This is a genomic window from Telluria sp. LT2P34, assembly GCF_059685915.1.
Map to the genome: position 1 here is coordinate 792,932 of NZ_JCASIN010000002.1, position 25,285 is coordinate 818,216.

At 65.5% G+C, this 25,285-nt stretch carries 27 protein-coding genes; 7 read left to right on the top strand and 20 right to left on the bottom strand.

Features of this window, described 5'->3' with window-relative positions:
* Positions 1–6: 6 nt before the first annotated feature.
* The 3 genes from AC56KZ_RS09365 to AC56KZ_RS09375 all read right to left on the bottom strand — a co-directional run bounded on the left by AC56KZ_RS09365 (position 7) and on the right by AC56KZ_RS09375 (position 3,170).
* Positions 7–1,488 carry a S41 family peptidase gene (locus tag AC56KZ_RS09365; protein ID WP_497161879.1) on the bottom strand — a complete coding sequence of 494 codons (1,482 nt, stop codon included), beginning with the start codon at positions 1,486–1,488 and terminating at the stop codon, positions 7–9.
* Between the two features lie 98 nt (positions 1,489–1,586).
* Positions 1,587–2,678 carry a helix-turn-helix domain-containing protein gene (locus tag AC56KZ_RS09370; RefSeq protein WP_497161880.1) on the bottom strand — a complete coding sequence of 364 codons (1,092 nt, stop codon included), beginning with the start codon at positions 2,676–2,678 and terminating at the stop codon, positions 1,587–1,589.
* 75 nt (positions 2,679–2,753) lie between these two features.
* The gene (locus AC56KZ_RS09375; protein ID WP_497161881.1) at positions 2,754–3,170 is read right to left on the bottom strand and encodes a hypothetical protein; all 417 of its coding nucleotides are present in this window, start codon (positions 3,168–3,170) and stop codon (positions 2,754–2,756) included.
* Positions 3,171–3,326: 156 nt separating this feature from the next.
* Between AC56KZ_RS09375 and AC56KZ_RS09380 the strand changes: the two genes are divergently transcribed.
* Positions 3,327–3,962: a class I SAM-dependent rRNA methyltransferase gene (locus tag AC56KZ_RS09380; RefSeq protein ID WP_497161882.1), complete on the top strand. Its 636-nt coding sequence runs from the start codon at positions 3,327–3,329 to the stop codon at positions 3,960–3,962.
* Here AC56KZ_RS09380 and AC56KZ_RS09385 read toward each other — a convergent pair.
* A complete protein-coding gene (locus AC56KZ_RS09385) occupies positions 3,950–4,414 on the bottom strand; it encodes a hypothetical protein (protein ID WP_497161883.1) in 465 nt (154 codons plus the stop codon). The genes AC56KZ_RS09380 and AC56KZ_RS09385 overlap by 13 nt on opposite strands.
* A 130-nt stretch (positions 4,415–4,544) precedes the next feature.
* Between AC56KZ_RS09385 and AC56KZ_RS09390 the strand changes: the two genes are divergently transcribed.
* Positions 4,545–4,772 (top strand): hypothetical protein, encoded by a 228-nt coding sequence (locus AC56KZ_RS09390; protein ID WP_497161884.1) that lies wholly within the window; start codon positions 4,545–4,547, stop codon positions 4,770–4,772.
* Position 4,773: 1 nt separating this feature from the next.
* Here the strand turns inward: AC56KZ_RS09390 and AC56KZ_RS09395 are convergent, their stop codons facing one another.
* The 13 genes from AC56KZ_RS09395 to paaA all read right to left on the bottom strand — a co-directional run bounded on the left by AC56KZ_RS09395 (position 4,774) and on the right by paaA (position 17,248).
* Positions 4,774–5,331, bottom strand: coding sequence for a cupin domain-containing protein (locus AC56KZ_RS09395; RefSeq protein WP_497161885.1), 558 nt, complete (start codon positions 5,329–5,331; stop codon positions 4,774–4,776).
* A 94-nt stretch (positions 5,332–5,425) separates the two neighbouring features.
* The gene (gene paaZ, locus AC56KZ_RS09400) at positions 5,426–7,516 is read right to left on the bottom strand and encodes a phenylacetic acid degradation bifunctional protein PaaZ (RefSeq protein ID WP_497161886.1); all 2,091 of its coding nucleotides are present in this window, start codon (positions 7,514–7,516) and stop codon (positions 5,426–5,428) included.
* Positions 7,517–7,583: 67 nt separating this feature from the next.
* Positions 7,584–8,177 carry a phenylacetic acid degradation protein PaaY gene (locus AC56KZ_RS09405; RefSeq protein ID WP_497161887.1) on the bottom strand — a complete coding sequence of 198 codons (594 nt, stop codon included), beginning with the start codon at positions 8,175–8,177 and terminating at the stop codon, positions 7,584–7,586.
* Positions 8,178–8,179: 2 nt separating this feature from the next.
* Positions 8,180–9,385, bottom strand: a complete 1,206-nt coding sequence (pcaF, locus tag AC56KZ_RS09410) for a 3-oxoadipyl-CoA thiolase (RefSeq protein ID WP_497161888.1) — start codon at positions 9,383–9,385, stop codon at positions 8,180–8,182.
* A 32-nt stretch (positions 9,386–9,417) separates the two neighbouring features.
* A complete protein-coding gene (gene paaK / locus AC56KZ_RS09415; RefSeq protein ID WP_497161889.1) occupies positions 9,418–10,725 on the bottom strand; it encodes a phenylacetate--CoA ligase PaaK in 1,308 nt (435 codons plus the stop codon).
* 21 nt (positions 10,726–10,746) lie between these two features.
* Complete coding sequence (paaI, locus tag AC56KZ_RS09420) at positions 10,747–11,193, bottom strand: hydroxyphenylacetyl-CoA thioesterase PaaI (protein WP_497161890.1); 447 nt, start codon at positions 11,191–11,193, stop codon at positions 10,747–10,749.
* Complete coding sequence (gene paaH, locus AC56KZ_RS09425; protein WP_497161891.1) at positions 11,186–12,748, bottom strand: 3-hydroxyacyl-CoA dehydrogenase PaaH; 1,563 nt, start codon at positions 12,746–12,748, stop codon at positions 11,186–11,188. The genes paaI and paaH overlap by 8 nt, the downstream gene beginning before the upstream one ends.
* Positions 12,748–13,539: a 2-(1,2-epoxy-1,2-dihydrophenyl)acetyl-CoA isomerase PaaG gene (paaG, locus tag AC56KZ_RS09430; RefSeq protein ID WP_497161892.1), complete on the bottom strand. Its 792-nt coding sequence runs from the start codon at positions 13,537–13,539 to the stop codon at positions 12,748–12,750. Before paaG ends, paaH begins: the two co-directional genes overlap by 1 nt.
* 17 nt (positions 13,540–13,556) lie before the next feature.
* Complete coding sequence (gene paaE, locus AC56KZ_RS09435; RefSeq protein WP_497161893.1) at positions 13,557–14,633, bottom strand: 1,2-phenylacetyl-CoA epoxidase subunit PaaE; 1,077 nt, start codon at positions 14,631–14,633, stop codon at positions 13,557–13,559.
* A gap of 20 nt (positions 14,634–14,653) precedes the next feature.
* Positions 14,654–15,184, bottom strand: a complete 531-nt coding sequence (gene paaD, locus AC56KZ_RS09440; RefSeq protein ID WP_497161894.1) for a 1,2-phenylacetyl-CoA epoxidase subunit PaaD — start codon at positions 15,182–15,184, stop codon at positions 14,654–14,656.
* Positions 15,184–15,936 (bottom strand): 1,2-phenylacetyl-CoA epoxidase subunit PaaC, encoded by a 753-nt coding sequence (paaC, locus tag AC56KZ_RS09445; protein WP_497161895.1) that lies wholly within the window; start codon positions 15,934–15,936, stop codon positions 15,184–15,186. Before paaC ends, paaD begins: the two co-directional genes overlap by 1 nt.
* Before the next feature lie 8 nt (positions 15,937–15,944).
* Positions 15,945–16,229: a 1,2-phenylacetyl-CoA epoxidase subunit PaaB gene (paaB, locus tag AC56KZ_RS09450; RefSeq protein ID WP_171083342.1), complete on the bottom strand. Its 285-nt coding sequence runs from the start codon at positions 16,227–16,229 to the stop codon at positions 15,945–15,947.
* Positions 16,230–16,258: 29 nt separating this feature from the next.
* Positions 16,259–17,248 carry a 1,2-phenylacetyl-CoA epoxidase subunit PaaA gene (gene paaA / locus AC56KZ_RS09455; RefSeq protein WP_497161896.1) on the bottom strand — a complete coding sequence of 330 codons (990 nt, stop codon included), beginning with the start codon at positions 17,246–17,248 and terminating at the stop codon, positions 16,259–16,261.
* Positions 17,249–17,355: 107 nt separating this feature from the next.
* Here paaA and paaX point away from each other — a divergent pair, with 107 nt between their 5' ends.
* The 5 genes from paaX to AC56KZ_RS09480 all read left to right on the top strand — a co-directional run bounded on the left by paaX (position 17,356) and on the right by AC56KZ_RS09480 (position 23,169).
* Entirely contained in the window at positions 17,356–18,288 is a 933-nt protein-coding gene (gene paaX / locus AC56KZ_RS09460) for a phenylacetic acid degradation operon negative regulatory protein PaaX (RefSeq protein WP_497161897.1), read from the top strand.
* A 43-nt stretch (positions 18,289–18,331) separates the two neighbouring features.
* Positions 18,332–19,465 (top strand): M14 family metallopeptidase, encoded by a 1,134-nt coding sequence (locus tag AC56KZ_RS09465; protein WP_497161898.1) that lies wholly within the window; start codon positions 18,332–18,334, stop codon positions 19,463–19,465.
* A gap of 61 nt (positions 19,466–19,526) precedes the next feature.
* Positions 19,527–19,760, top strand: coding sequence for a hypothetical protein (locus AC56KZ_RS09470; protein ID WP_497161899.1), 234 nt, complete (start codon positions 19,527–19,529; stop codon positions 19,758–19,760).
* Positions 19,761–19,937: 177 nt separating this feature from the next.
* Complete coding sequence (locus AC56KZ_RS09475; protein ID WP_497161900.1) at positions 19,938–21,449, top strand: ATPase domain-containing protein; 1,512 nt, start codon at positions 19,938–19,940, stop codon at positions 21,447–21,449.
* Positions 21,436–23,169, top strand: a complete 1,734-nt coding sequence (locus AC56KZ_RS09480; RefSeq protein ID WP_497161901.1) for a response regulator — start codon at positions 21,436–21,438, stop codon at positions 23,167–23,169. The genes AC56KZ_RS09475 and AC56KZ_RS09480 overlap by 14 nt, the downstream gene beginning before the upstream one ends.
* Before the next feature lie 51 nt (positions 23,170–23,220).
* Here AC56KZ_RS09480 and AC56KZ_RS09485 read toward each other — a convergent pair whose 3' ends face one another.
* The 3 genes from AC56KZ_RS09485 to pmbA are packed head-to-tail and all read right to left on the bottom strand — an operon-like array spanning position 23,221 to position 25,266.
* Positions 23,221–23,643, bottom strand: a complete 423-nt coding sequence (locus AC56KZ_RS09485) for a DUF1801 domain-containing protein (RefSeq protein WP_497161902.1) — start codon at positions 23,641–23,643, stop codon at positions 23,221–23,223.
* A 6-nt stretch (positions 23,644–23,649) separates the two neighbouring features.
* Entirely contained in the window at positions 23,650–23,889 is a 240-nt protein-coding gene (locus tag AC56KZ_RS09490) for a hypothetical protein (RefSeq protein WP_497161903.1), read from the bottom strand.
* Positions 23,890–23,913: 24 nt separating this feature from the next.
* Entirely contained in the window at positions 23,914–25,266 is a 1,353-nt protein-coding gene (gene pmbA, locus AC56KZ_RS09495) for a metalloprotease PmbA (protein ID WP_497161904.1), read from the bottom strand.
* Between the last annotated feature and the right edge of the window lie 19 nt (positions 25,267–25,285).

A 25,285-nucleotide genomic window follows, 5' to 3' on the forward strand; every position in this document is an offset into this window, starting at 1 on the left:
CCGCCTTTACCTGCCTGGCCCAGCCAGTGATTGCAGGACGGCCTCCATCTCTTCGTCACGCCCGGCCGTCTGGGCGGCGAAGCTGCGCCGGACGAGGATGTCCGGGGTGACGCCCGCATCCGGCGTGTCGCTGGCATAGCGAGTGGCCAGCAGCGGGATGTCGACGGCCACGCCCGACTCCGGCAAGGTGACCCAGGCCAGCTGGCCGCCATTCAGGCCGCGCTGGTTGCCGCCGGTGGGCTGGCCGACCAGGGTGGCGGCGCCCCATTGCTGGGCAAGCCTGGCCAGCGCAAAGGTGGCCGAGCTGTTCTCCGGGCCGACCAGCAGGAAGACCTTGCCGGCGTAGCGCGCGGCGCGCGGTTCCACCACCTGCAGGCGGGCGGCATTCGGCCGGAAACTGAGGCGCCCCGCTTGCGGTCCTTCCAGGATCGGATCGACCTGGCCGGTGCGGTCGAAGAAGCCGAAATCCCAGGTATCGAGGTAGCGCGCCAGCTTGTAGGGAACCCGTTCATAGGTCGTCACCGACTGGTCGGCGCGATAGCTCTTGGGCGCCTTGACCAGGTAGGACAGCAGTTCGAGGCCGATCGCGCCATCGCCGCCTTCGTTCTCGCGGATATCGATGACCAGGCGACCGACCCGGCCTTGCTGCAGCTCAGCGAAACTGTCCGCGAAAAAGCGCCGCCAGTCGAATTTGTCGCGATACACGGAAAAGCTGGGCAGCGTCATGACGGCCTGGCCGCCGTCGATGCGAAAACGCCAGGCAGTCGACGCCGGCCTGGCGCCCTGTGTCGCCAGCTGCGCGCCCCGCTCGGCCAGGCTCACCGCCTTGACATCGATCGTGCGCGAGGGACCGTCGCCCCGACGCACGCCGAGCCGGTAGACGCCGCCGACCGGTGGCGCCAGCAGGGGCCAGACGATGTCCATCATGCTGTAATCGAGCCGGTCGTGCCCCAGCTGGCGCAGGCGTTTGCCGTCGCTGCTGCCGTCGGCGCGCAGGTAGGGCAGCATCCTGGCGACCACCTGCCTGCTGTCCAGTCCATCGATGCTCACCAGTTCGTCGCCGGCATCGATGCCGGGGGCGACGCTGCCCAGCACCCGCCAGCGGCCGTCGACCAGAGTCATGGTCACGGGCAGCTTGTCGGGCGTGTCGAGCAGGCGCGTCTTGATCGCCCGCTGCTGGTTCAGGACATTGGTCCAGGTATGGCCGCAGCGGACCGATGCCGCCAGTTCGGTCGCGGCGAGATACATCTCGGCCACGCTGCGGGCACGGCCGGCACGGGTCTCGAAACGCGCGAACGACGCCTCCACCTCGGCCGGACTGCGATACTTGTCGAGGGCAGGATGCAGGGCGCGCAAGGCTGCCACGAGGATTTTCGCATCGCGGCCGGCTTGCTCGGCGGTGAGTGCTTCGGCGGCGTACGTGACTTGGCACAGGCAGGAACAGGCAAGCATGGCGCTGCCGAGGGCGCGCAACAGGCGGGGGATCATGATGCACTTTCAGAGGGGGACGAAGTGCATCGACGATAGACCGCCACGGGGCGCCAGGCGCTGCAAAATCCGGCGCCATCGACGAAATATGGATTCTGCTACTCGGAAGTCGAGACGTGCAGCGCCGCGCCGCCCGAGCGGATCCGGCGCCGGTAGTCGGACGGCGTCTCTCCGGTGTACTGCTTGAAGGCGCGATTGAAGCTGGCCTTCGAATTGAAGCCTTCGGCCAGGGCGATGTCGAGCACTGGCCTGTCGCCGTCGTCCTTTTCCAGCGCCGCCACGACCGCCTCCACGCGCAGCCGGTTGATGACCTCATTGAAGTTCATGCCCAGTCCCTCGTTGAGGGCGCGCGACAGTGCGGTGGTGTTGGTGCCGAGCCGCTGCGCCAGCGTGACCAGGGACAGCTCCGGATCGCGCCACCACCCTCCCTCGATGAGCGCGGCACGCCAACGCGCACCCTGTTCGGCCTGGCTCGGGGGGACTGCCGCCGGCGCCGGCGGGTCGGCCCTGGCCGGGACAGTGGCGATAGACCCATGGCGGTAGCCCTCGGTGCCCAGGTAGCCGACCAGCATCGCCAGCCAGGCATAGAAGGGAAAGCGCTGGAAATAGCTCAGTCCCGAGAACGCCTGTTCGGCAGCGACCAGGCCGCACCAGCACAGGACGGCCAGGCCCATGACGATCAGGAAGTTACGCAGCCACTCCGGCCGCCCCGGCGTCGAGGCCCGCCAGCCCAGGAACCAGTACACACCAAGCGACGCGAGCAGGGCCGCCGTTTCCAGCGGATCGACCACGGGCACATGGACCTCGGCATCCCAGTTGTTCTTGAATGCCAGCGGCTGCGCGAACACGGCGCAGTAATACGTGAACTGGAGGAGCGCCGGCACGAAGTGCAGATGCCGGTATCTTGACGATTCATGGGCGTTCAGCATCGCGCCCACGTACAGGTAGAGCAAGGGACCGATCGCCAGCGTCAGGTTATAGGGTGCAAAGGACAGCCAGGGATAGGCGTCATAGTAGCCGGCGTAGCCGATGACATAAGGCGCGGTGTACAGCGCCAGCACAAGGATGAGTGCCGCCAGCAGGCGGTTGGCGCGCCGGTTGACCGGAACAAAGCACAGCATGCTCGCCCGCATGACGCCGTACAGGGCCGCGCACAGCAGCATGATGCTCATCGGGCCAAATCGAATCATCGCAGCGGTCGGAACGGGAGGGGAACGCCGTATTCTACGCCGCTTCGCGCCCATCCCATCCGGCCGGATGCGATGTTATCGGAACATGGCGACGCCGTAGCTGCCGAGCGCGACCAGCACAATCGTCCATATGACGATCCCGGCTGCCAGCAGGCCAAGCGAGAAAGCGCGCGGCATGCCGGTGGCGCCTGCCAGGCCCGCGGCGAACAGGGGGCCGATCAGCAGGGGTCCCAGCAGGCCGATAGCCCACGGTCCCTTGGTAGTGAGCCAATTGGATAAGCGGCTGCCTTCGGTCTTTTCCTTCTTGCGCCAGAAAACCAGGCGGCGGATGCCATCCCCCGCAAAGATGGCCGCCACCGCGCCCGCAAACGCACCCGTCGCCACCGTGACGGCGAGCAAGACCGGTGGCAATTTCAGGTGGAAACCCAATGGAATTGCGGCCCACATTTCAACGATCGCCAAGGCGAACACACCCAAAAAACCCTCGGTCATGCCATTTCCCAGTTTTGAATTGCTACGCTGTTAAAAAAGTGTCAGGGTCGCATGATACCCACGGGGAATGACGAAAGGCTCACGGATACTCACAGTCGTCCAAAATGCCGTCGCAGGCTTGCTGTATCATCCCGTTCCTGAAAACGAAAGCCGCACATGCTGATCATTACCATCAAACAGGGCAAGGAAAAAGGCTTGCTGGCCGGCGACCCCTGGATTTACGTCTCCGCCATCGACCGCGTCGACGGCAAGCCGCAAGAGCGCAGCAAGCCGGGCGCCACCGCCACCGTGCAGTCCTCGAGCCGCCAATTCATCGCCCGCGCCGCCTACAACGCCAAGTCGCAGATCGCCGCCCGCGTCTGGACCCTGCGCGAGGACGAGCCGGTCGACCACGCCATGATGAAACGGCGCGTGCAGGCCGCTGTGGCGCGCCGCGCCGTGGCCCTGAGCATTGCCGACCCGCAGGAACTGGTGCAAGTGATCGATGGCGACAAGGACGGCTTGCCCGGCCTGCTGGTGCACAGCTATGGCGGCGCCGACGGCTACCTGGTCTGCCAGTTCAACTCTGGCGGCGTCGAGATGTGGAAAGTGCCGATTGTGCAGGCGCTGCTTGCCGCAACGGGCTGCCGCAACGTCTATGAACGCTGCGACGAATTGCTGCGCAAGGGCGAAGGACTGCATGTCCTGTCGCGTGCGCTGGTGGGCGAGGAGCCGCCGCAGAAGCTGATGGTGCGTGACGGCAAGCGGATCGCGCCGATGGATATCCGGACCGGGTTTACTTACCCGCGCTGAGCGGCAGAGGCGCAGCCGCTACGGCTGAACATGCGAGGATCATGCGGCATGCACTTGCCATGCGCCGTGTAGATTGCCTCGTCGTGCGCGCCGCGCAGCGTGACGCTGCAGGTGTAGGGGTCGCCGATCAGATAGGGCAGACCATACCCTTGGGGACTTTCGGCATTGAACTGCAGCGTGACCGTCGCTTCGGTCAGGTCTCCCGGCTGCAGGTTCTTTTTAGCTAGCGCCCGCCTGAGAAAGTCGGCATAGCGCTCGGCGATCAAGATCGCGTTGTTTCCGGCAGGCGTGGCAATACCCGCCAGCAGGTCGAGCTCAACGCGATACGGCGCCGATCCTAGCTCTTCATACAACACACCGATCGCCCAGTAGCCATCCAGATCGTTGTAGCGGCTCGTGATCGAACCGAGTACGCCTCCTGCAACGTGCCTGATGCGCTTGCGTATCGCCATCTTGTTCTCCAGATTACATGCTTCTGCCCGGCTTTACCATCTGCCCGACGGCGCGCACGGTTGGAAGGAGCACAACCGCCGCCGCCGTCTCTCGCTAGAATCCGCACAAGACCATCGCAGGGAGAAGCCAATGCAACGCTACAAGAACCTGAGCGGCGAATCGGGCGTCGAAGCCTACGACATCGGTGACCGTTCGATCACGGTGCGCTTTGCCGGCGGCGACCGTTATCTCTACACCGACCAGAGCGCCGGCGCCGGCAACATCGCCGAGATGCAGCGCCTGGCCACGCTCGGCAGCGGCTTGTCCACCTATATCAGCCAGGTGGTTCGCGACCGTTACGAGCGCAAGCTGGACTGACTCAGCCGCGCTCTTCCGGGTGCGGATCGGTGCGGTAGACACGCTGCCCGATCGTATGTTCTTCCACACCCGGATTGGCCGCAGGCACGGCGGCATCGGCGCGTTTCGGATACGGGGTGCCGTCCTTGTGGGTAAAACTGTCGCTGGCGGCGTCGTAGGCCAGGTCGATGTCCGGATAAGTCGCCTTGTCTTCCTTCGCATTCGGCCCGACGGCCAGGAACAGGGCGTTGCCCCAGCTGCGGTTGACCAGGTGGTGGCCATTCGGCACGCCGGCCGGGAAGGCGGCGCAGTCGCCGGCGCGCATCAGGGTTTCGCCTTCGTCGTTCACCAGCGTCAGTTCGCCGGAGACGACCATGACGAACTCGTCGTCGTGCGAATGCCAGTGGCGCTGGGACGACGCCGCGCCCGGCTTGAGTTCGACCAGGTTGACGCCGAACTGGCTCAGGCCGCCCGCTTCGCCCAGCGCCTGGCGGCTGCGTCCATTGACCGCTTCGGCAAAGACTTCGGGATAACCGGTGCCGGTCAATACGGGAATACTGCTCAGGTCTAACCGCGACATACAGGCTCCATGGCAATTGATAACAAATGGGGGATGCAGACAGCATAGTGTGCGTCCGATCCCCCATTATGCACGCCTTGCGCGGCCGCGCCTTTTACGGCAAGGCTTGTTGTGCTGCCTCAAGCGCAGTGGTGCTCTTGTGCTTCTGCACCAGTGTCAGGATGTCATAGCTCGCCACCAGTTCGTCGTGCTGGTTCGTCACCTGCACGTCCCAGGCCACCACGCCCTGGCCGCGACCAGCCTCGTCCGTCCGGTTGCGGTCGACCTTGCGTTTGCAGGTGAGGCGCGCACGGATGGTGTCGCCGATTGCCACCGGCGCCACGAAGCGCAGGTTGTCCAGGCCATAGTTGGCCAGCACCGGTCCCGGCGCCGGCGACACGAACAGGCCTGCCGCCGCAGACAGCACGAAGTAACCGTGGGCGATGCGTTTGCCGAACTGGGTGTCCTTCGCCGCGATTTCGTCGAAGTGCATGTAGAAATAATCGCCCGAGACGCCACCGAAGTTGACGATATCGGCTTCGCTCACGGTGCGGCGATGGGTCAGCAGCGAGTGGCCGATTTCCAGGTCCTCGAAGTGGCGGCGGAAGGGGTGCAGTTCCGATTCCTTGACCGCGCCGCCGCGCACGTATTCTCCCGTGACGGCGGTCAGCATCGTCGGCGAACCCTGCACCGCGGCGCGCTGCAGGAAGTGCTTCACCGCCCGGATGCCACCCAGCTCTTCGCCGCCGCCGGCGCGGCCCGGACCGCCGTGCTTGAGTTGCGGCAGCGGTGAGCCGTGGCCGGTAGAATCGACTGCCGCTTCACGGTCGAGGATCAGCACGCGCCCGTGCGTCGCGGCCACGACCGGCACCGCGTGGGCGGCAATCGCCGGGTCCTTGGTCGCCAGCGTGGTCACCAGGCTGCCCTTGCCGAGCGCCGCCAGGTGCAGCGCCTCGTCCAGGTCGCGGTAGCTCATCATGGTGCTGACCGGGCCGAAGGCTTCGATGTCGTGTACCGCCGTGTTGACGGACGCGTTGCGGCACAGGAGCAGGGTCGGCGAGAAAAAGGCGCCCGCGGCGCTGCCCTCACCCACCGGATTGAAGCCGTGACCGGCGCCGAAAATGATCTCGTTGCCGCGCGCAAGCATTTCCACACGTTCGGTGACGTCGCGGTGCTGGTCCATCGAGGCCAGCGCGCCCATGCGCACCCCTTCCATCTTCGGATTGCCGACGACGATTTTCGCCAGGCGGTCCCGCAGGCGCTCGCCCAGCGCATCCACATGCTGCTCGGGCACGATGATGCGGCGGATCGCGGTGCACTTCTGGCCGGCCTTGCCGGTCATTTCGCGCGCCACTTCTTTTACGAACAGCTCGAATTCCGGATCGCCCGGTTCAACGTCGGGCGCCAGGATCGCGCAGTTCAGGGAATCGGCTTCGGCGGTGAAGGGCACGGATTCGCGCAGCAGCTTCGGGTTCGAGCGCAGCTTCATCGCGGTGTCGGCCGAGCCGGTGAAGGTGACGGCGTCGAAGCCGGTGAGACGGTCGAGCAGGTCGCCGGTCGAGCCAATGACGAGCTGCAGCGCGCCGTCCGGCAGCAGCTGCGAGTCCATCATCATCCGGACGACGGCGTGGGTCAGGTAGCTGGTCGCGGTGGCGGGTTTACCGATGCAGGGCATCGCGGCGAGAAAACTCGGCGCGAATTTTTCGAGCAGGCCCCAGATCGGGAAGTTGAAGGCGTTGATGTGCACGGCCAGGCCGCCGCGCGGCACCAGGATGTGGGTGCCGGCAAAGCCGCCGCGCTTGCCCAGGGCGATTGCCGGGCCTTCGTGCAGCACGTTCGACGAGGGCAGCTCGCGCCCGCCCATGCTGGCGTAGGCGAACAGGGTGCCGATGCCGCCTTCGACGTCGACCCAGCTGTCCTGGCGGGTGGCGCCGGTCAGGTGCGAAATCTCGTACAGCTCTTCCTTCCGGTCCATCAGGTACAAGGCCAGCGCTTTCAGGCGCTGGGCGCGGGTCTGGAAGTCGAGCTTCATCAGGCCCGGCACACCGGTCTTGCGGGCATAGGTGACGGCTTCGTCGAAGTCGAGCTGCTCGGCGTGGGTGTGGTAGACCAGCTGGCCGTCGAGGGCGCTGTGCAGCGGGGTGGCGGCTTCCTGGCCGATCCAGCGGCCGGCGATCCAGCTTTGCAGGGTGTTTGGGTGTGTCATGTTGTTTGTCTCCTCAGACGTAACGCGTGGAGTCAGGCGCGGTTCGCCGCCCGCTCCACCCTACGGATTATTTTTTGGGCGCGTGGCCGCTGTCGAATGCAAAAACGGGGCGGTTCGGCTCGATTTCAGTCAACGCCTCGACCTCGCGCATGGTGTTCAGGGAGCGTACCGCCAGCTGGTGGTATTGCTGGGTGCCGAAGCTCTTCCACTTGATCTCTTCGTCTTTCAGCTCGCGCATCACGCGCGCCGGCGTACCCATCACCATGCTGCGCGGCGGGATGAGCATTCCGGCTTTTACGAAACTCATGGCGGCGACGATGGACTCTTCGCCCACCACCGCGCCGTCCATGACGACCGCGTTCATGCCGACCATTGCGTTGCGCCCGATACGGCAGCCGTGCAGCACCGCGCCGTGGCCGATGTGGCCGTCGACTTCGATCACGGTGACGCCGTTCTCGAAGCCGTGCATCACGCAGCTGTCCTGCACGTTGGCGCCCTCTTCCAGCACCAGGCGGCCGAAGTCGCCGCGCAGGGAGGCCAGCGGGCCGATGTAGCAGCGCGGCCCGACGATGACGTCGCCGATCAGCACCGCCGTCGGGTGCACAAAGCTGGTGGGATGCACCACCGGGCGCACCCCGTCGATTTCATACACCTTGACCATGGTTACACGCGTTCGATGATGAGGGCGATGCCCTGGCCGACGCCGATGCACATCGTGCACAGCGCATAGCGCCCGCCGCTGCGCTGCAGCTGGTAGGCAGCGGTGGTGACCAGGCGCGCACCGGAGGCGCCCAGCGGGTGGCCCAGCGCAATCGCGCCGCCGTTCGGGTTCACGTGTTCGGCGTCGTCCGCGAGACCGAGGTCGCGCATCACGGCCAGGCCCTGGGCGGCGAAGGCTTCGTTCAGTTCGATCACGTCCATCTGGCCGATGCTCAAACCGGTTTGCGCCAGCACTTTTTTGGTCGCCGGCGAGGGGCCGAAGCCCATGATGCGCGGCGCAAGACCCGCCGTGGCCATGCCGACGATGCGTGCACGCGGCATGAGGCCGAAGCGGTCGGCCGCCGCGCCAGAGGCGATCAGGAGCGCGCAGGCGCCGTCGTTCACGCCCGAGGCGTTGCCGGCGGTGACGCTGCCATCGGGCGTGACGACGCCTTTCAATTTCGCCAGCGCCTCGATGGTCGTATCCGGACGCGGATGTTCGTCGGTATCGAACACGCGCAGCTCACCCTTCTTGCCATGGAGCGTCACGTGCGCTATTTCATCATTAAAAATGCCGGCGGCGTGGGCGCGCGCCCAGCGCTGCTGGCTGCGGATCGCAAAGGCGTCCTGGTCGGCGCGGCTGATGTTGAATTCGCGCGCGACGTTTTCGGCCGTCTCCGGCATTGAGTCGATGCCGTATTTCGCCTTCATCAGCGGATTGACGAAGCGCCAGCCGAGGGTGGTGTCTTCGATCTTGGCCGCGCGCGAAAAGGCGGAATCGGCCTTGCCCATCACGAAAGGCGCGCGCGTCATGCTCTCGGAGCCGCCGGCGATGATCAGATGCGCTTCGCCGGCGCGGATCGCGCGGCCCGCCAGGCCCACCGCATCCAGGCTCGAGCCGCACAGGCGGTTGATGGTATTGCCCGGCACTTCGGGCGGCAGGCCGGCCAGCAGGCCAGCCATGTGGCCGACATTGCGGTTGTCTTCGCCAGCCTGGTTGGCGCAGCCCCAATACAGATCGTCGACCATGGCCCAGTTCACGCCCGGGTTGCGTTCGATGAGCGCGGCGATCGGCAACGCGGCCAGGTCGTCGGCACGCACCGAGGCGAGCGCGCCGCCGTAGCGGCCGAAAGGGGTGCGGATGGCGTCGCAGATGAAGGCGTCGGTCATGAAATTCTCCTGTTTAAATGTTCTTGGTGCGCTTACTTTGAACGGTGATCGACGACGCGCCGGGCTTTGCCGGTCAGGGTGCGCTCAATGCCCATCGGGGGCAGCAATTGCACGGTCGTGGTCACGCCGACATGGGTTTTGATGCGTTGCTGGAGTTCTTTGGAGAGAAGCGCGACGGCGTCGGCCGCGCCGGCCTCGCGCAGCTCGCCGATCACGGTCAAGGTATCGAGATGGCCGTCGCGCGCGACCTGCAGCTGGTATTGCGGCGCCAGCGCCGGCATGGCCAGGATCAGTTCCTCGATCTGGCTGGGGAATACGTTCACGCCGCGGATGATCAGCATGTCGTCCGAGCGCCCGGTGATGCGCGCCATGCGCCGCATCGAGCGCGAGGTCGGCGCCAGCAAACGCGTCAGGTCGCGCGTGCGGTAGCGGATGATCGGCATCGCTTCTTTCGTCAGCGAGGTGAAAACGAGTTCCCCTTCTTCGCCGTCGGGCAGCACGGCGCCGGTCTCGGGGTCGATGATCTCGGGATAAAAATGGTCTTCCCAGATCACCGGGCCGTCCTTGCTCTCGATGCATTCGCTGGCCACGCCCGGCCCCATCACCTCCGACAGGCCGTAGATGTCGACCGCGTCGATGCCGGCTTCGGTTTCGATGGTGCGGCGCATGGCGTCGGTCCAGGGCTCGGCCCCGAAGATGCCGAGTTTTAAGGAGGACTGTGCCGGATCCAGGCCCTGGCGCTTGAACTCCTCGACGATATTGAGCATGTACGAAGGCGTGACCATGATGATCGACGGTTCGAAATCGCGGATCAGCTGCACCTGCTTTTCGGTCTGCCCGCCCGACATCGGCACCACCGTGCAGCCCAGGCGCTCGGCGCCGTAGTGGGCGCCCAAGCCGCCCGTGAACAGGCCATAGCCGTAGGCGACGTGCACCATGTCGCCGGCCCGCCCGCCTGCCGCGCGGATCGAGCGCGCCACCACATCGGCCCAGGTATCGATGTCGCGTCTGGTGTAGCCCACCACGGTCGGGCGCCCCGTGGTGCCGGAAGACGCGTGCACCCGCACTACCTGCTCGCGCGGTACGGCGAACAGGCCGAAGGGGTAGTTGTCGCGCAGGGTCTTCTTCTCGGTGAACGGGAATCTCGCCAGGTCGGCCAGGGTGTTCAGGTCGGCCGGGTGCACGCCGGCGGCGTCGAAAGCCTGGCGGTAGTGCGGCACGTTCTCGTAGGCGTGCCGCAGCGACCAGCGCAGCCGTTCCAGTTGCAATGCCTGCAGTTCGTCGCGGCTGGCGCGCTCGATCGGTTCGAGTTCGCCGGGCGCCGGGATGCGTTGGACCATGTTGACCCCTCTCGTTCTGGATTAGGCGACGGGCGCCACCAGGCCGCTGACCCGGTGCGACTTGCCGCGGAAAAGCGCGACCGTTCGCCCTTCCCCGTTCGTTACGGTGACGTCGTAGACGCCGGTCTTGCCGGACAGCGCCTGCTCGACCGCCTCGGCCACCAGCAGATCGCCTTCGCGCCCGGGAGCGAGGTAGTCGATCGTGCAGCCGGCGCCGACGGTATTGAAATTGTGCGAATTGCAGGCGAACGCAAAGGCGCTGTCGGCCAGCATGAAGATATAGCCGCCGTGGCAGGTCGCGTGCCCGTTGAGCATGTCGTGGCGCACACGCATGCTCATGCGCGCATAGCCGGGCCGGATCGCGTCCAGCAGCATGCCCAGCGCCTGGCTGGCCGGGTCGCGCTCGTACATGGCCTTGCCGGCCAGTTCGGCCAGCGCCTGCGGGTCAAGCTCCAGACTGCTATGCATGGAAACGCGGCTCCAAAGGGTTGGCGGCGAGCTTGCGGCGCAGCAGCGGCGAGACGCGGTAGCGGTCTTCGCCATAGCTGGCGCCGAGGTTGGACAGGGTCGTCACCACATGCCGCAGGCCGATCGCATCGGCCCAGGCCAGCGGGCCGCGCGGGTAGTTCACGCCCTTCTGCATGGCGATGTCGACGGCTTGCGCGCTGCAGACGCCCTGGTTGACGGCGTCGGCCGCTTCGTTGGCGAGCATGGCGACGGTACGCATCACGGCCATGCCGGGCACGTCGTCAAGGCGCGTGACGGCGAAGCCGGCGGCCTGGAACAGGCCGACCGCTGCCTGGTAGGCCTCGTCGCTGCACTGGTCGGCGCGCGCCAGCGCGATGCGCGTCGCTTTCGCGTAATCGAACAGCAGGTCGTAGACCACCGTATTCGGGTGCGCGTTGGCGGCGGCGCGCTCGGTGGCGCTACGGCCATCGGTGAGGAAGATCGCGGCGCCATTGCAGTGGAAGGCCGGCGCCTCGCTCGTTTCCACGCCGGGCAAGGGCTCGCGGTGCCCGACCGTAAAGCCGGCGGCGGCCAGGCGCGCTTCCATCGGGGTGAGGATGCTGGTTTTGACTTCGCGCGAGATGCTGATGGCGACCGTGTTCGGGCGCGGCTGCGCAGCTTCCGCCTGGACCACGGGCTTGGCGGCATCGTCGCCATAGCGATAAAAACCGCGGCCGGATTTGCGGCCGAGGAAACCGGCGTTCACCAATTCCTGCTGCACCACCGAGGGCGTGAAGCGGCCGTCGCCGTAATAGGCGGCGTGCACCGACTGCGTGACCGAAAAATTCACGTCGTGGCCGATCAGGTCCATCAGCTCGAAGGGCCCCATGCGGAAGGCTCCGCAGTCGCGCATCACCGCGTCGAGCGTGGGGGCATCGGCGGCGCCTTCCTGCAGCAGGCGCAGCGCCTCGGCGTAATACGGACGGGCGACGCGGTTGACGATGAAGCCGGGCGTCGATTTCGCGTGCACCGGCTCCTTGTTCCAGGCCGCGGCCAGGGCAAACACCTTGTCGGCGACAGCCTGGTCGGTGGCCAGGCCACTGATCACTTCGACCAGCGCCATCAGCGGCACGGGATTGAAGAAGTGCATGCCGACCAGGCGTCCGGGATGCTGCAAGGGGGCGGCAATCGCGGTCACCGAAATCGACGAGGTGTTGGTCGCCAGGATGCAGTCTGCGCCGACGACGCTTTCCAGGTCGAGGAACAGCGCGCGCTTGGCTTCCAGGTTTTCGACGATGGCTTCGATGACGATCGCGGCGCCCGCGACTTCCCCCAGCGTCGCCAGCGGCTTCAGGCGTCCGCGTGCCTGCTCGGCCTCGGCCTCGCTCATGCGCCCCTTTTCGACCAGCTTGCCGTAGATGGTGCTGATGATGCCGACGGCCTTGATGGCTGCCCCGTCGCGCGTGTCGAACAGGCGCACTTCGTGGCCGCTGGCGGCTGCGATCTGGGCAATGCCGGCGCCCATGGCGCCGCTGCCGATGACGGCGACGACGCTATCTTTTGACAGGGCTTCCATCATTCCCCCCTGAACTGCGCCGGGCGCTTGGCGATGAAGGCGGCGACGCCCTCTTTGTAGTCGTGGCTGTAGCCGAGTTCGCGCATCATCTCGCCTTCCAGTTTCAGCTGTTCCGGCAGCGTGTTGGCATAGCTGGCCTGCAGCGCCTTTTTCGTGAACGCGAGCCCCTTCGTCGGCGCACTGGCAAAATGCTTCGCCATCGCCATGGTCTCTTCCATCAGCGCTTCGTCCGCCACGCAGCGCCAGATCAGGCCCCACTCCTCGGCTTTTTCGGCGGGCAGCTTGTCGCCCAACATGGCCAGACCCGTGGCGCGCGCCTGGCCGATCAAGCGCGGCAAATGCCAGGTGCCGCCGGTGTCCGGGATCAGGCCGAGTTTGCAGAAGGCTTCGATGAAGCTGGCGGATTTTGCCGCGATGACGATGTCGCAGGCCAGGGCCAGGTTGGCGCCGGCGCCGGCGGCCACGCCGTTGACGGCGCAGATCACCGGCAGCGGCAGGCTTTTCAAGGTCATCACCAGCGGCGCGTAGAATTTTTCCACCGATTCGCCGAGGTCGACACCGGGCGCGCCCGGACTGACCGCGCGGTCGCCCAGGTCCTGGCCGGCGCAAAAGCCGCGGCCGGCGCCGGTCAGCACCAGCACCCGCACCGATTTGTCGGCCTGGAGCTGCTCCAGGGCGTCGCGCACTTCCAGGTGCATGGCCTGGGTAAAACTGTTCAGGCGGTCGGGGCGGTTCAGGGTGAGGACGGCAATGCCGTCTTCGATCGTGAACAGGATCGATTCGTAGCTCATGGTCTGATCTCTCTTTTTTATTCGTGCTGGTCGAAGTCGACGACCACTTTGTCGGTGATCGGGAAAGCCTGGCAGGACAGGACGAAGCCGCGTGCGACTTCGTAGTCTTCGAGCGCATAGTTCACGTCCATCTCGACATTGCCGTCGACGACCTTGCAGCGGCAGGTCGAGCAGACGCCGCCCTTGCACGAATAGCGCATGTCGATGCCGGCCCGGATACCGGCGTCCAGGATCGATTCCTTGTCCTTGTCCATGGTAAAACTGGCCGTGCTGCCGTCCATGATGACGGTGACTTCGGTCTGCTGGCGTGCGCCGGCTTCAATCGGGCGTGGCTTGTGCTCATGCTTCGGGATGCTGGCGGCGAACAGCTCGATGCGGATCTGTTCCTTGGCCATGCCGGCTTCCTGCAGCGATTTCGACACGCCATGCATCATGTCTTCCGGGCCGCAGATAAAGGCGATGTCGATATCCTCCGCCCTGATCCAGCTCTTCAGGAATGCGCTGCACTTCTCGCCCGTGATGCGGCCGTTGAACAGGTCGATGTCCTGCTGCTCGCGGCTCATCACGTAGACCAGTTTCAGGCGTCCCATGTAGACGTCTTTCAGGTCGGTCAGCTCGTCGCGGAAGATGACGGAGGACGAGGCGCGGTTGCCGTAGACCAGGGTGAAACGGCTCTTCGGCTCGGCCAGCAGGGTGGTCTTGATGATCGACAGAATCGGGGTGATGCCGCTGCCGGCCGCAAAGGCCAGGTAGTGGCGCTCGCTGTCGGGTTCGAGGGGCACGTTGAAGTGACCCATCGGCGGCATCACGTCCAGCGTGGCGCCCGGCGCCAGGTGCTCGTTGGCCCAGTTCGAGAACAGGCCGCCGGGCGTCTTCTTGATCGCCACGCGCAGCACGTCGTCCTGCACCGCCGAGCAGATCGAGTAGGAACGGCGCACGTCTTCGCCATCGATCAGCGTGCGCAGCGTCAGGTGCTGGCCCTGCTGGTAGGCGAAGGCGGATTTGAGTTCGGGCGGCACGGCGAAGGTGACGGAGACCGCGTCGCGCGTCTCGTGCTTCACCCTGGCGACGGTGAGGGGATAGAATTTGCTCATGTTTGCCTGGCTTTGACCACTTAGTGGCACTTGAAATAATCGAAAGGCTCTCGGCAGTCCAGGCATTTATACAATGCCTTGCACGGGGTCGAGCCGAACTGGCTGGTGAGCTGGGTATGCTTGCTGCCGCAATTCGGGCAGGCGATTTCCGGCTCGACGAAGGCGCTGCGTTTGACACCGTTCTTAAGCCCGCTGCGCAGGCCGCTGATGTCGATCGCCTGCTGCACCGGCGGCGCGATCCCGTAGCCTGTCAATGCCGCCTTGCCGGCCTCGCTCATCCAGTCGGTGGTCCAGGCCGGGGACAGGCGGTTGACCAAGCTCACCTTGTCCAAGCCATGCGCCTGCAGCGCCTCGACGACGCTCTCGGCGATCACCTGCATCGCCGGGCAGCCGGAGTAGGTGGGCGTGATCGTGACGACGCAGGCATCGCCTTCGAAGGCCACGTCGCGCACGATGCCGAGGTCGACGATCGAAATCACCGGGATCTCGGGATCGGGCACCTCGCCCAGCCAGGCCCAGACCTGCTGAGGCGTGACGTGCTGGGCCATCATTACCATTCGGCTCCGGGATAGGCGCGCTGCAGGAACTGCATTTCGGCCAGGATGAAGCCGAGGCGCTCGCTGTGGCGGCCCTGCTTGCCGCCGCGCTGCATCCAGGCGTCCGGCGAGGGCATCGTCAAGGTGGCCTCAGCGAGGATCTCGCCAACGTGCTCGAGGAAGGCGGCGCGCAAGCCCTCGACTGGGGGCGCGATGCCCTGCTCGACCATCGCCTTGTCGACCTCGTCGTAGAGGAAGACTTCGCCGCTGTACATCCAGAGGTCGTCGAGCGCGGCCTGCATCATGCGGCGGCTGACATCCGTGCCGTCGCCCAGGCGCACCACCAGGTCGCCGCTGCGGCGCAGGTGGTAAGTCACTTCCTTCAGCGATTTCTCGGCGATCTCGGCGATGCGCGGATCAAGCGATGTGGTCAGTCCCCCCATCAGGAAGTAGTGCCAGGTGTCGAACAGGAACTGGCGCATCATGACCTCGGCATAGCTGCCGTTCGGCTGCTCGACCAGCAGGACGTTGCGGTATTCGCCGGCGTCGCGGTGGAAGGCCAGCTTGTCCTCGTCGCGGCCCTGCCCTTCGAGTTCGCCGGCATAGGTCAGCCACATGCGGGTCTGGCCGAGCAGGTCGAGCGCGACGTTGGTCAGCGCCATGTCTTCTTCCAGGGCCGGACCCTTGCCGCACAGCTGGGAGAGCTGCTGCGACAGGAGCAGGGCGTTGTCGCCCTGGCGCAGCAGGTATTCAAGTTTTGCATCCACTGGCGTGCTCACAGGTTTTTGACTTCTTCCGGCATCGGGAAGAAGGTCGGGTGGCGGTAGACCTTGCTGTTGGCCGGCTCGAACAGGGCTTCCTTGTCGTTCGGGCTGGAAGCGACGATGTCGATCGCGCGCACGACCCAGATCGAGACGCCTTCGTTGCGGCGGGTGTAGACGTCGCGCGCGTTGTTGACGGCCATTTCGGCGTCAGGGGCATGCAGGCTGCCGACGTGCTTGTGGGCGAGGCCGTGCTGGCTGCGGATGAATACTTCCCACAGGGGCCATTCTTTGCTCATGCTTGTCTCCGGTGTTTCAGGATTGTTTTTTATGCGGCGGCTTTGCGGGCGGCGGCCTTGTCGGCATGCGCCACCAGGGCGTCGCGGAACCATTCGCCGTCTTCCCAGGCTTTGACGCGCGTGCGCAGGCGCTCGCGGTTGCAGGGGCCGTTGCCCTTGAGGACGTTGTGGAATTCGCTCCAGTCGATCTCGCCGAATTCGTAGTGGCCGGTCTCGGCATTGAATTTCAGGTCGGGATCGGGCACCGTAAGGCCCAGGTATTCGATCTGCGGCACGGTCTGGTCGACCATGCGCTGGCGCAGCTCGTCGTTCGAGAACAGCTTGATGCGCCATTTGCTCGATTGCGCGCTGTTGACCGACTCGGCATCCGACGGCCCGAACATCATCAGCGACGGCCACCACCAGCGGTTCAGCGCATCCTGCGCCATCGCCTTCTGTTCCGGGGTGCCTTTGGCAAGGCTCATCATGATGTCGTAGCCCTGGCGCGCGTGGAAGGATTCTTCCTTGCAGACGCGGACCATGGCGCGCGCATACGGCCCGTAGGAGCAGCGGCAGAGCGGGATCTGGTTGATGATCGCCGAGCCGTCGACCAGCCAGCCGATGGCGCCCATGTCGGCCCAGCTCAGGGTCGGGTAATTGAAAATGCTCGAATACTTGGCCTTGCCCGAGTGCAGGGCTGCCAGCAATTCATCGCGCGAGACGCCCAGGGTTTCGGCGGCGCTGTACAGATACAGGCCGTGGCCGGCTTCGTCCTGGATTTTCGCCAGCAGCACCGATTTGCGCTTCAGGGTCGGCGCCCGGGTCACCCAGTTACCCTCGGGCAGCTGGCCGACGATTTCCGAGTGCGCGTGCTGGGAGATCTGGCGGATCAGCGTCTTGCGGTACGCGTCCGGCATCCAGTCCTTCGCTTCGATCTTCACGCCCGCGTCGATGCGGGCCTGAAAGGCCTGTTCTTCGAGGCTCATGTCCTCGTTGCTCTGGACCTTTTTCAGGCCCGTTTCCACCAGTTGCGCGTACATGGTCAGTCTCCCATTGCAAACATCGTCCAACAATAATACGATACAGAATTAGAGATGTACACCGAAATTTTGAATCATATTAAGAAGCATTCGTACACTGGAAAACCATGAAACAAGCCACCAGCACGGAATGGATCGCCAGCGCGCTGGCCGCGGAGCCGCTGCGTGCGAAATCGCTCGTGATGACGGTAATGGGCGACACGATCGCGCCCCATGGCGGCGCCGTCTGGCTGGGCAGCCTGATCGAATTGCTGGCGCCGCTCGGGGTCGCGGACCGCCTGGTGCGCACCAGCGTGTTCCGCCTGGTGCAGGAAGGCTGGCTGAGCGCCAGCCGCGAGGGCCGGCGCAGCCGCTATGGTTTCGAGCCGAGCTCGCTGCCGCGTTTCCAGCGCGCCGACCGCCGCATCTACGCGCCGCCCGGCCTGCACTGGGACGGGCGCTGGACGCTGGTTTTGTCGCCGAACGGCAGCATCGACGGCGAGCTGCGCACGGTGCTCAGGAAAGAGCTGGAGTGGGAAGGCTTTGCCATGCTGGGGCCGGGCGTGCTGGCGCATCCGGCGGCGGATGCCGAGGGACTGGCCGACGTTTTCCAGCGTACCGGAGCGAATGGCCGCGTGTTCGTGCTGACCTCGTCCGAGCTGCCGGGCGCCGGTTCGCGTCCGCTGCGCGAGCTGGCCCAGGATGGATGGGACCTGACGGCGGTGGCGCGCAGCTATGTCGATTTCTTCCGGCAGTTCACGCCGCTGCTGGCTGTCTTGCGCCAGGAAGCGGCGCCGGCGCCGGAGGCCGCGTTTGCAATCCGTTCGCTGCTGATCCACGCCTACCGCCGCCTGCAGCTGCACGATCCGATGCTGCCGATCGCGTTGCTGCCCGATCCCTGGCCGGGGTCGGACGCCTACGAGGTGGCACGCGCGATTTATCTATTGGTGTTCGCACAGGCCGAGCTGCACGTGGACGCGGTGCTGCGGCGCGAGGATGCGTCGGCGCCGGCGGCGGATGACGCGTTTTATCAACGGTTCGGCGGCTTGCGCCCCGGGTGAAAACGGTTATCATCTCGGCTTTACGCCATCACCGGAACCCACCATGTCCATCAAGATCAGCAGCCAGTTCGACGCTGGCGCCATCGAGATCGTGAACGCCGCCAGCGCGAGCGCCATCGACCTGAACATCCGCAAGGATTCGCACGCCGACATCACCCAGTGGTTCTACTTCCGCCTGCAGGGCGCGCAAGGCCAGGCCTGCACCATCCGCCTGCTTAACGCCGGCCAGGCCGCCTACCCGAAGGGCTGGGAAGACTACCAGGCGATGGCGAGCTATGACCGCGTCAACTGGTTCCGGGTGCCGACCTCCTTCGATGGCGACGTCCTCACCATCGAGCACACCCCGGGCATGGACAGCGTCTACTACGCCTATTTCGAGCCCTACTCTTGGGAACGCCACCTCGAGCTGCTCGACCGCGCCCAGATGAGCGAGAACGTGCGCATGCTCGATCTCGGTTCTACCGTCGACGGCCGCGACCTGAACATGCTGGTCATCGGCGAACCGGCCGAAGGGAAAAAGAAGGTCTGGGTCATCGCGCGCCAGCACCCGGGCGAGACGATGGCCGAGTGGTTCGTCGAGGGCATGCTCGATGCCCTGCTCGACCCGGCCCACCCGTTCGGGCGCCAGCTGCTCAACGAATCGGTGTTTTACGTGGTGCCGAACATGAACCCGGACGGCTCGGTGCGCGGCAACCTGCGCACCAACGCGGCCGGCGCCAACCTCAATCGCGAGTGGCTGAACCCGACCATGGAGCGCAGCCCGGAAGTTTTCCTGGTGCGCCAGAAGATGATTGATACCGGTGTCGATGTCTGCCTGGACGTGCACGGCGACGAAGGCCTGCCGTATGTCTTCATCGCCGGCAGCGAATCCCTGCCGACCTTTACCGCCGAGCAGGCCGCCGCGCAGAAGCGCTTCAGCGACGACTTTAAAATCGCCAGCCCGGACTTCCAGGACGTGCACGGCTACGGCGCCACGCCCTACACCCCGGAAACGCTGACCATGGGTTCGCCCCACATCACGCACGCCTTCGGCGCCCTGTCGCTGACGCTGGAGCTGCCCTTCAAGGACAACGCCAACGACCCGGATCCGCTGGTCGGCTGGGACGGCGCGCGCAGCGCCCGCCTCGGCGCCGCGGTGCTGCAGCCGGTGCTGCAAGCGATCAGGGCGATCAAATAAGTTCTCAACAGGAATGCCCCGCCGGTGCGGGGCATTTTTCCATCACCATCTATCAGCTACCATGACCATCTTCTCCGCTTCCGTATTCGACGCCACCGTGATCTACAACGGCCAGGAACTTTTCAAGGGCCGCGGTGCGGCCGAAGGCTGGGCGGCAAAAGTCGCAAAAGAGATCGAATCGCCGGTGACGGTCGAGAAAATCGGCACCGGCTGGGCCTTGCGCGGCCAGGTCGATGGCGTCGACGTGACCTGGGGCATTTATGGCCAGCGCCTCAGCCGCGTCCAGCCTGCGTGACATTCGCACCACAGTTGCCACAGTACCTATCAGCACAACGGGCGACCCTCCTTGCCCAAATCGCTCTATAATTCCTTCCTCACGCGCCGCGCAAACTGTGGCGCCACCTGACCGGCTGGGCAAGCAGCACTACGCCAGTATCGCAACGGTTGTTCCCCGACACACCAATAGGCGTACATGAATTTTGCATCCTTCACGCGCCCGGTGGCGCCCAGCCCCCGCATGTCGACTGGTATTGCCGGTCTTGACGACATCCTTGGCGGCGGCCTGACACCGCAGCGGATCTACCTGGTCGAGGGCTCGCCCGGCACCGGCAAGACCACGATCGGCATGCAATTCCTGCTCGATGGGCTTGCCAAGGGCGATAGCGGCCTGTACATCACCCTGTCCGAAACCACTGAGGAACTGCGCGCGGTGGCTGCCACCCACGGCTGGTCGCTCGACGGCCTGTCGATCTTCGAGCTGGCGGGCGACGAGGTCCTCGACATCGACGCCCAGCAGTCGGTGTTCCACCCGTCGGAAGTCGAACTGGCCGAAACCACGCACAACGTGATGAACCAGGTCGACCTGCTCAAACCCGTGCGCGTGGTCTTCGACAGCCTGTCGGAAATGCGCCTGCTGGCGCAAAACCCCTTGCGCTACCGGCGCCAGATCCTGGCGCTGAAGCAGTTCTTCAGCGCGCGCGGCTGCACCGTGCTCCTGCTCGACGACAAGACCAGCCAGTCCGACCAGCACCTGCACAGTGTCGCCCATGGCGTCATCAGCCTGGATCAGATCGCCAAGGAATTCGGTAAGGAGCGCCGCCGCGTCAACATCATCAAGATGCGCGGCATCCGCTTTCGTGGCGGCTACCACGACTACAGCATGGACACCGGCGGCATCACCATCTTCCCGCGCCTGGTGGCGAACGAACACTCGAGCGACTTCACGCCGCAGGTCAGCTCGAGCGGCTCCGAGGGCTTCGACCACCTGCTGGGCGGCGGCCTGGTGCGCGGCACGAACACGCTGATGATCGGGCCGTCGGGCATCGGCAAGACTACCCTCTCGGTGCGCTGCCTGCTGTCGGCGCTGGAACGCGGGGAAAAGGCCGCGTTTTACCTGTTCGACGAAGGCCTCGGCACCTTTTTTGCCCGCAGCAAAGCGCTCGGCATGGACCTGCGTCCCTACGCCGACAACGGCCAGCTCAACCTCCAGCACATTGACCCGGCTGAGCTGGCACCGGGCGAATTTGCTCAGATGCTGCGCGACGCGGTCGAGGCCCAGGACGTGCGCTTCGTCGTCATCGACAGCCTGAATGCCTACCTGCAGGCAATGCCGGGGGAAAAATTCCTGACCCTGCAGATGCACGAGTTGCTGTCCTACCTGAACCAGCAGGGCGTGACCACGGTGCTGGTACTGGGGCAGCACGGCCTGATCGGCGAAGTGCGCACCGACGTCGACCTGAGCTACCTGTCCGACACCACGGTGTTGATGCGCTTTTTCGAAGCGGAAGGCCGCCTGCTGCGCGCCATCACCGTCATCAAGAGCCGCACGGCGGCCCACGCGCTGACGATCCATGAACTTCAGCTTGGCGATGGCGGGGTCCGCATCGGCGAGCCGCTGGTCGGCTTCGAGGGCGTGATGACGGGTGTGCCGAGCTATCACGGCGCCACACCGATGATGCCGCCGGCTTCCGATGTTGCCGAATAAGACCCCCGAAGAGCGTATTCTTGTTTTCGCGCCGCGCGGGCGCGACGCCGACGTCATGTGCTCGGTCCTGACCGGCGACGGCTTCGACTGCGACATCATGTACGGCTTCGATGCCTTTGTCGCCCACATCGAAGGCGGCGCCGGCGCCGCGATCGTGGCCGAGGAAGCGCTGTCCGAGGTCGACATGGCGCGTCTGCACGGCTGGCTGGAATGTCAGCCCTCATGGTCCGATTTTCCGTTCGTCGTGCTGCTGGGTAAGGCAGTGGGCGCGGTTGATGGCACCCGTGACCGCATCAGCGAGCTCGGCAACGTAATCCTCCTCGAACGACCTCTCAACGCCCAGACCCTGCGCAGCGCCGTCTCCTCGGCCCTGCGCGCACGCCGGCGCCAGTTCCAGTCGCGCGACGTGCTGGCCGACCGCGAGCGCACCGCGCACAGCCTGCGCCACAGCCAGGACGCGCTGGTGCACCTGAACGAGACCCTGGAAGCGCGCATCGACGAGCGCACGCGCGCGCTGGCCCAGGCCAACGACCGCGTGATGAACGAAGTCATCGAGCGCGAACGGGTCCAGCAGGCGATGGTGCAGCTCCAGAAGATGGAAGCGATCGGGCGCCTCACCGGCGGCATCGCGCACGACTTCAACAATCTCCTGAACGTGGTCCAGGGCAGCATGGACCTGATCCTGCTGATGTCGAAGGACGACGTGGCGAAAAGCCGCGCCGAAGTGGCGCGCCGCGCCTGCCAGCGCGGCGCCAAGCTCACCAGCCAGCTGCTGGCCTTCTCGCGCAACCAGAACCTGGACCTGCACCCGCTCGATGTCGCCGCCCTGTTCGAGGGCGTACAGGAACTGGTGGCGACCTCGCTCGGCTCCGGTATCCGCCTGCACTTCGCTGTCGACGCGCCCGGCACGAGCGTGATGGCCGACCGCAACCAGATGGAAATGGCGCTGCTGAACCTGGCGATCAATGCGCGCGACGCGATGGAAACCGGCGGCGAGCTGCGCTTCGAGGCCGGCCCCGCCCAGCCTCCCGCCGACCTGCTGCCGGCCGGCGATTATGTCCGCATCGCCGTCACCGACAGCGGCGAAGGCATGCCGCCCGAAATCGCCGCGCGCGTGTTCGAGCCCTTCTTCACCACCAAGGGCGTCGGCAAGGGCACGGGCCTCGGCCTGTCCCAGGTCTACGGCATGGCGCAGCAGTCCGGCGGTGCGGCGCGCATCGTGAGCGAACAGGGCGTCGGCACGACGGTGGAAATCTGGCTGCGCCTGGCGGGCCAGGATGACATCGCCCCGGCGCTGGCGGAGCCGTCGTCCACGGCGGCGCCGCGTCCGGGCGCGCAGATCCTGGTGGTCGAGGACGACGATTTCGTGCGCGAATCGATGGTGGAATCGCTGCAGGCGCTCGGCCACCAGGTGGCGCAGGCGCCTAATGGCGAAGCCGGCCTGCGCGAACTCGAACGCGCCCAGCCCGACCTGATCATCACCGACTACCTGATGCCCGGCATGACCGGCGCCGAACTGGTGCGCCGCGCCCGCGTGCTGCTGCCGGAGGTCCCGATGATCATCGCCACCGGCTACGCCGACATGAAGGCGATCGAGGAAGTCATCGACGACGACATGCTGCTGCGCAAACCCTTCCAGCTGGCTGCGCTGGCAGCGATTGTCGAGCGGGCCTTGCAGAAGGTGGATGGCGAGATGGCGGCTGCGTCGCGGGCTGCCTGAGATTTGGTTTTTGTAGGGTCGGCCGGGCGGCGAACCGCTCTTGAGCCCACCCTACGAACTGCCGTAGCGCGCCCTGGTCGCCGCCACCGAGCCCTTGATGAGCTCCTCCAGCACCGCCAGGTCGACCTCAGCCAGCTTGCGCAGGTAGAGGCAGGCCTTGCCCGTCTTGTGCCGCCCCAGCCTGCCCAATAAAGCTTCCTTGCCCTCGAAACCGTCCATCAGATACAGGCTGATGTCGCCCTTGCGCGAGGCGAAACCGACCGTGCAGAAATCGCCTTCGCGCCCGCTCTCATAGCGGTAGTGATAGCTGCCGAAGCCGACGATGCCGGCGCCCCACATGACGGCCGGCGCGCCGGTGGCGCGGGTCATCAATTCGACCAGGACGGCGCAGTCGGCGCGGCGCGCGGGGTCGTCGATGGCCGCGAGATAAGCAGCGGCGCTGACCTCGGTCGGCGCGGTCTTGTTGGCCGTCATGGCCGGCTATAGCTTGATGCCGAGCTGCTTTTCGATCCAGGCGTGCGCATCCTCGACGCTGTCGAAGTGGACGGTGGCGATCACCGTCTTGTCGCTGGCCAGGCAGCTGGCATACACGCGCTTTTCGTCAGCCGAGCTGAGCAGATCGGACTGCGGCGCCAGCTCGACCGATGCGACCAGGTCCAGGTTCAGCAGGACCGCCTTCTTCGGGTTGTTTTCCTTGTCGATACGGACGAATTTGCTCACGGCTTTCCTCTGTTGATATCTGGTTTACTCACCTGCAATGACCATACTCTCGATCAGTATCGAGCCGGTCGACTTGTTGCCTCGCGTCAGAATATCGTTGCCGATGCCGACGATCTGCTGGAACATGTCGCGCATGTTGCCGGCGATGGTGATTTCCTCGACCGGATACTGGATGACGCCGTTCTCGACCCAGTAGCCCGAAGCGCCGCGCGAGTAATCTCCGGTGACGTAGTTCACGCCCTGCCCCATCAGCTCGGTGACCAGCAGGCCGGTGCCCATCTTGCGCAGCATGCCTTCGAAGTCGTCGGCCAGGCGGGTCTCGTCCGAGGTGATCGCCAGGTTATGCGAACCGCCGGCGTTGCCCGTGGTCTGCATGCCCAGCTTGCGCGCCGAGTACGAACCCAGGAAATAACCCTGCAGCACGCCATTGTCGACGACCTTGCGGCGCACCGTACGCACGCCTTCGTCGTCGAAGGGCGAGGAGCCGGCCTCGCCGATCAGGTGCGGGTCTTCCATGATCTGGATATGGCTCGGGAACACGGATTTGCCGAGCGTATCGAGCAGGAAGGTCGACTTGCGGTAAAGCGCGCCGCCCGACACGGCCTGGACGAAAGCGCCGATCAGGCCGGCGGCCAGCGGCGCCTCGAACAGCACCGGGCAGGTGCGGGTATTGAGCTTGCGCGCGTTCAGGCGCGCCAGCGCGCGCTCGGCGGCGTAGCGGCCCACCGCTTCCGGCTTGGCCAGCTGTGTCGGGTCGCGCGCCGACGTGTACCAGTCGTCGCGCTGCATCTTGTTGCCCTTGCCGGCAATCGGCGCGACCGACATCGTGTGGCGCGAGAACGGGTAGCCGCCCATGAAGCCGCGCGTGTTGGCGGCCACGAAATGCGACTGCTGCACGTAGACGCTGGCGCCTTCGCTGTTGGTGATGCGACGGTCGACCGCGAAGGCGGCGTCCTCGCAGCGTGTGGCCAGTTCCACGGCCTGCTCCGTGCTGATCTGCCACGGGTAGCACAGGCGCAGGTCGCGCGGATTCATTTCCAGCATGTCGGCGTCGGGCAGGCCGGCGGCGTCGTCTTCGGCGGTGAAGCGGGCGATGTTCCAGGCCGCTTCCACGGTGGCGCGCAGCGAGGTTTCCGAGAAGTCGGAGGTGCTGGCATTGCCGCGGCGCTGGCCGGCATACACGGTCACGCCGATGCCCTTGTCCTTGTTTTGCTCGATGGTCTCGATCTTGCCTCGACGCACAGACACCGACAAACCGCTACCCTCGCTGATTTCCACCGAAGCGTCGGTGGCGCCCTGCTCTCGGGCAAACGAAAGCACGCTCTGCGCCAGTTCCCGCAACTGGTCCTGGGTGTGGGTAAAAACGGTGTCGTTCATGTGTGTTTTTTTGTGCGAG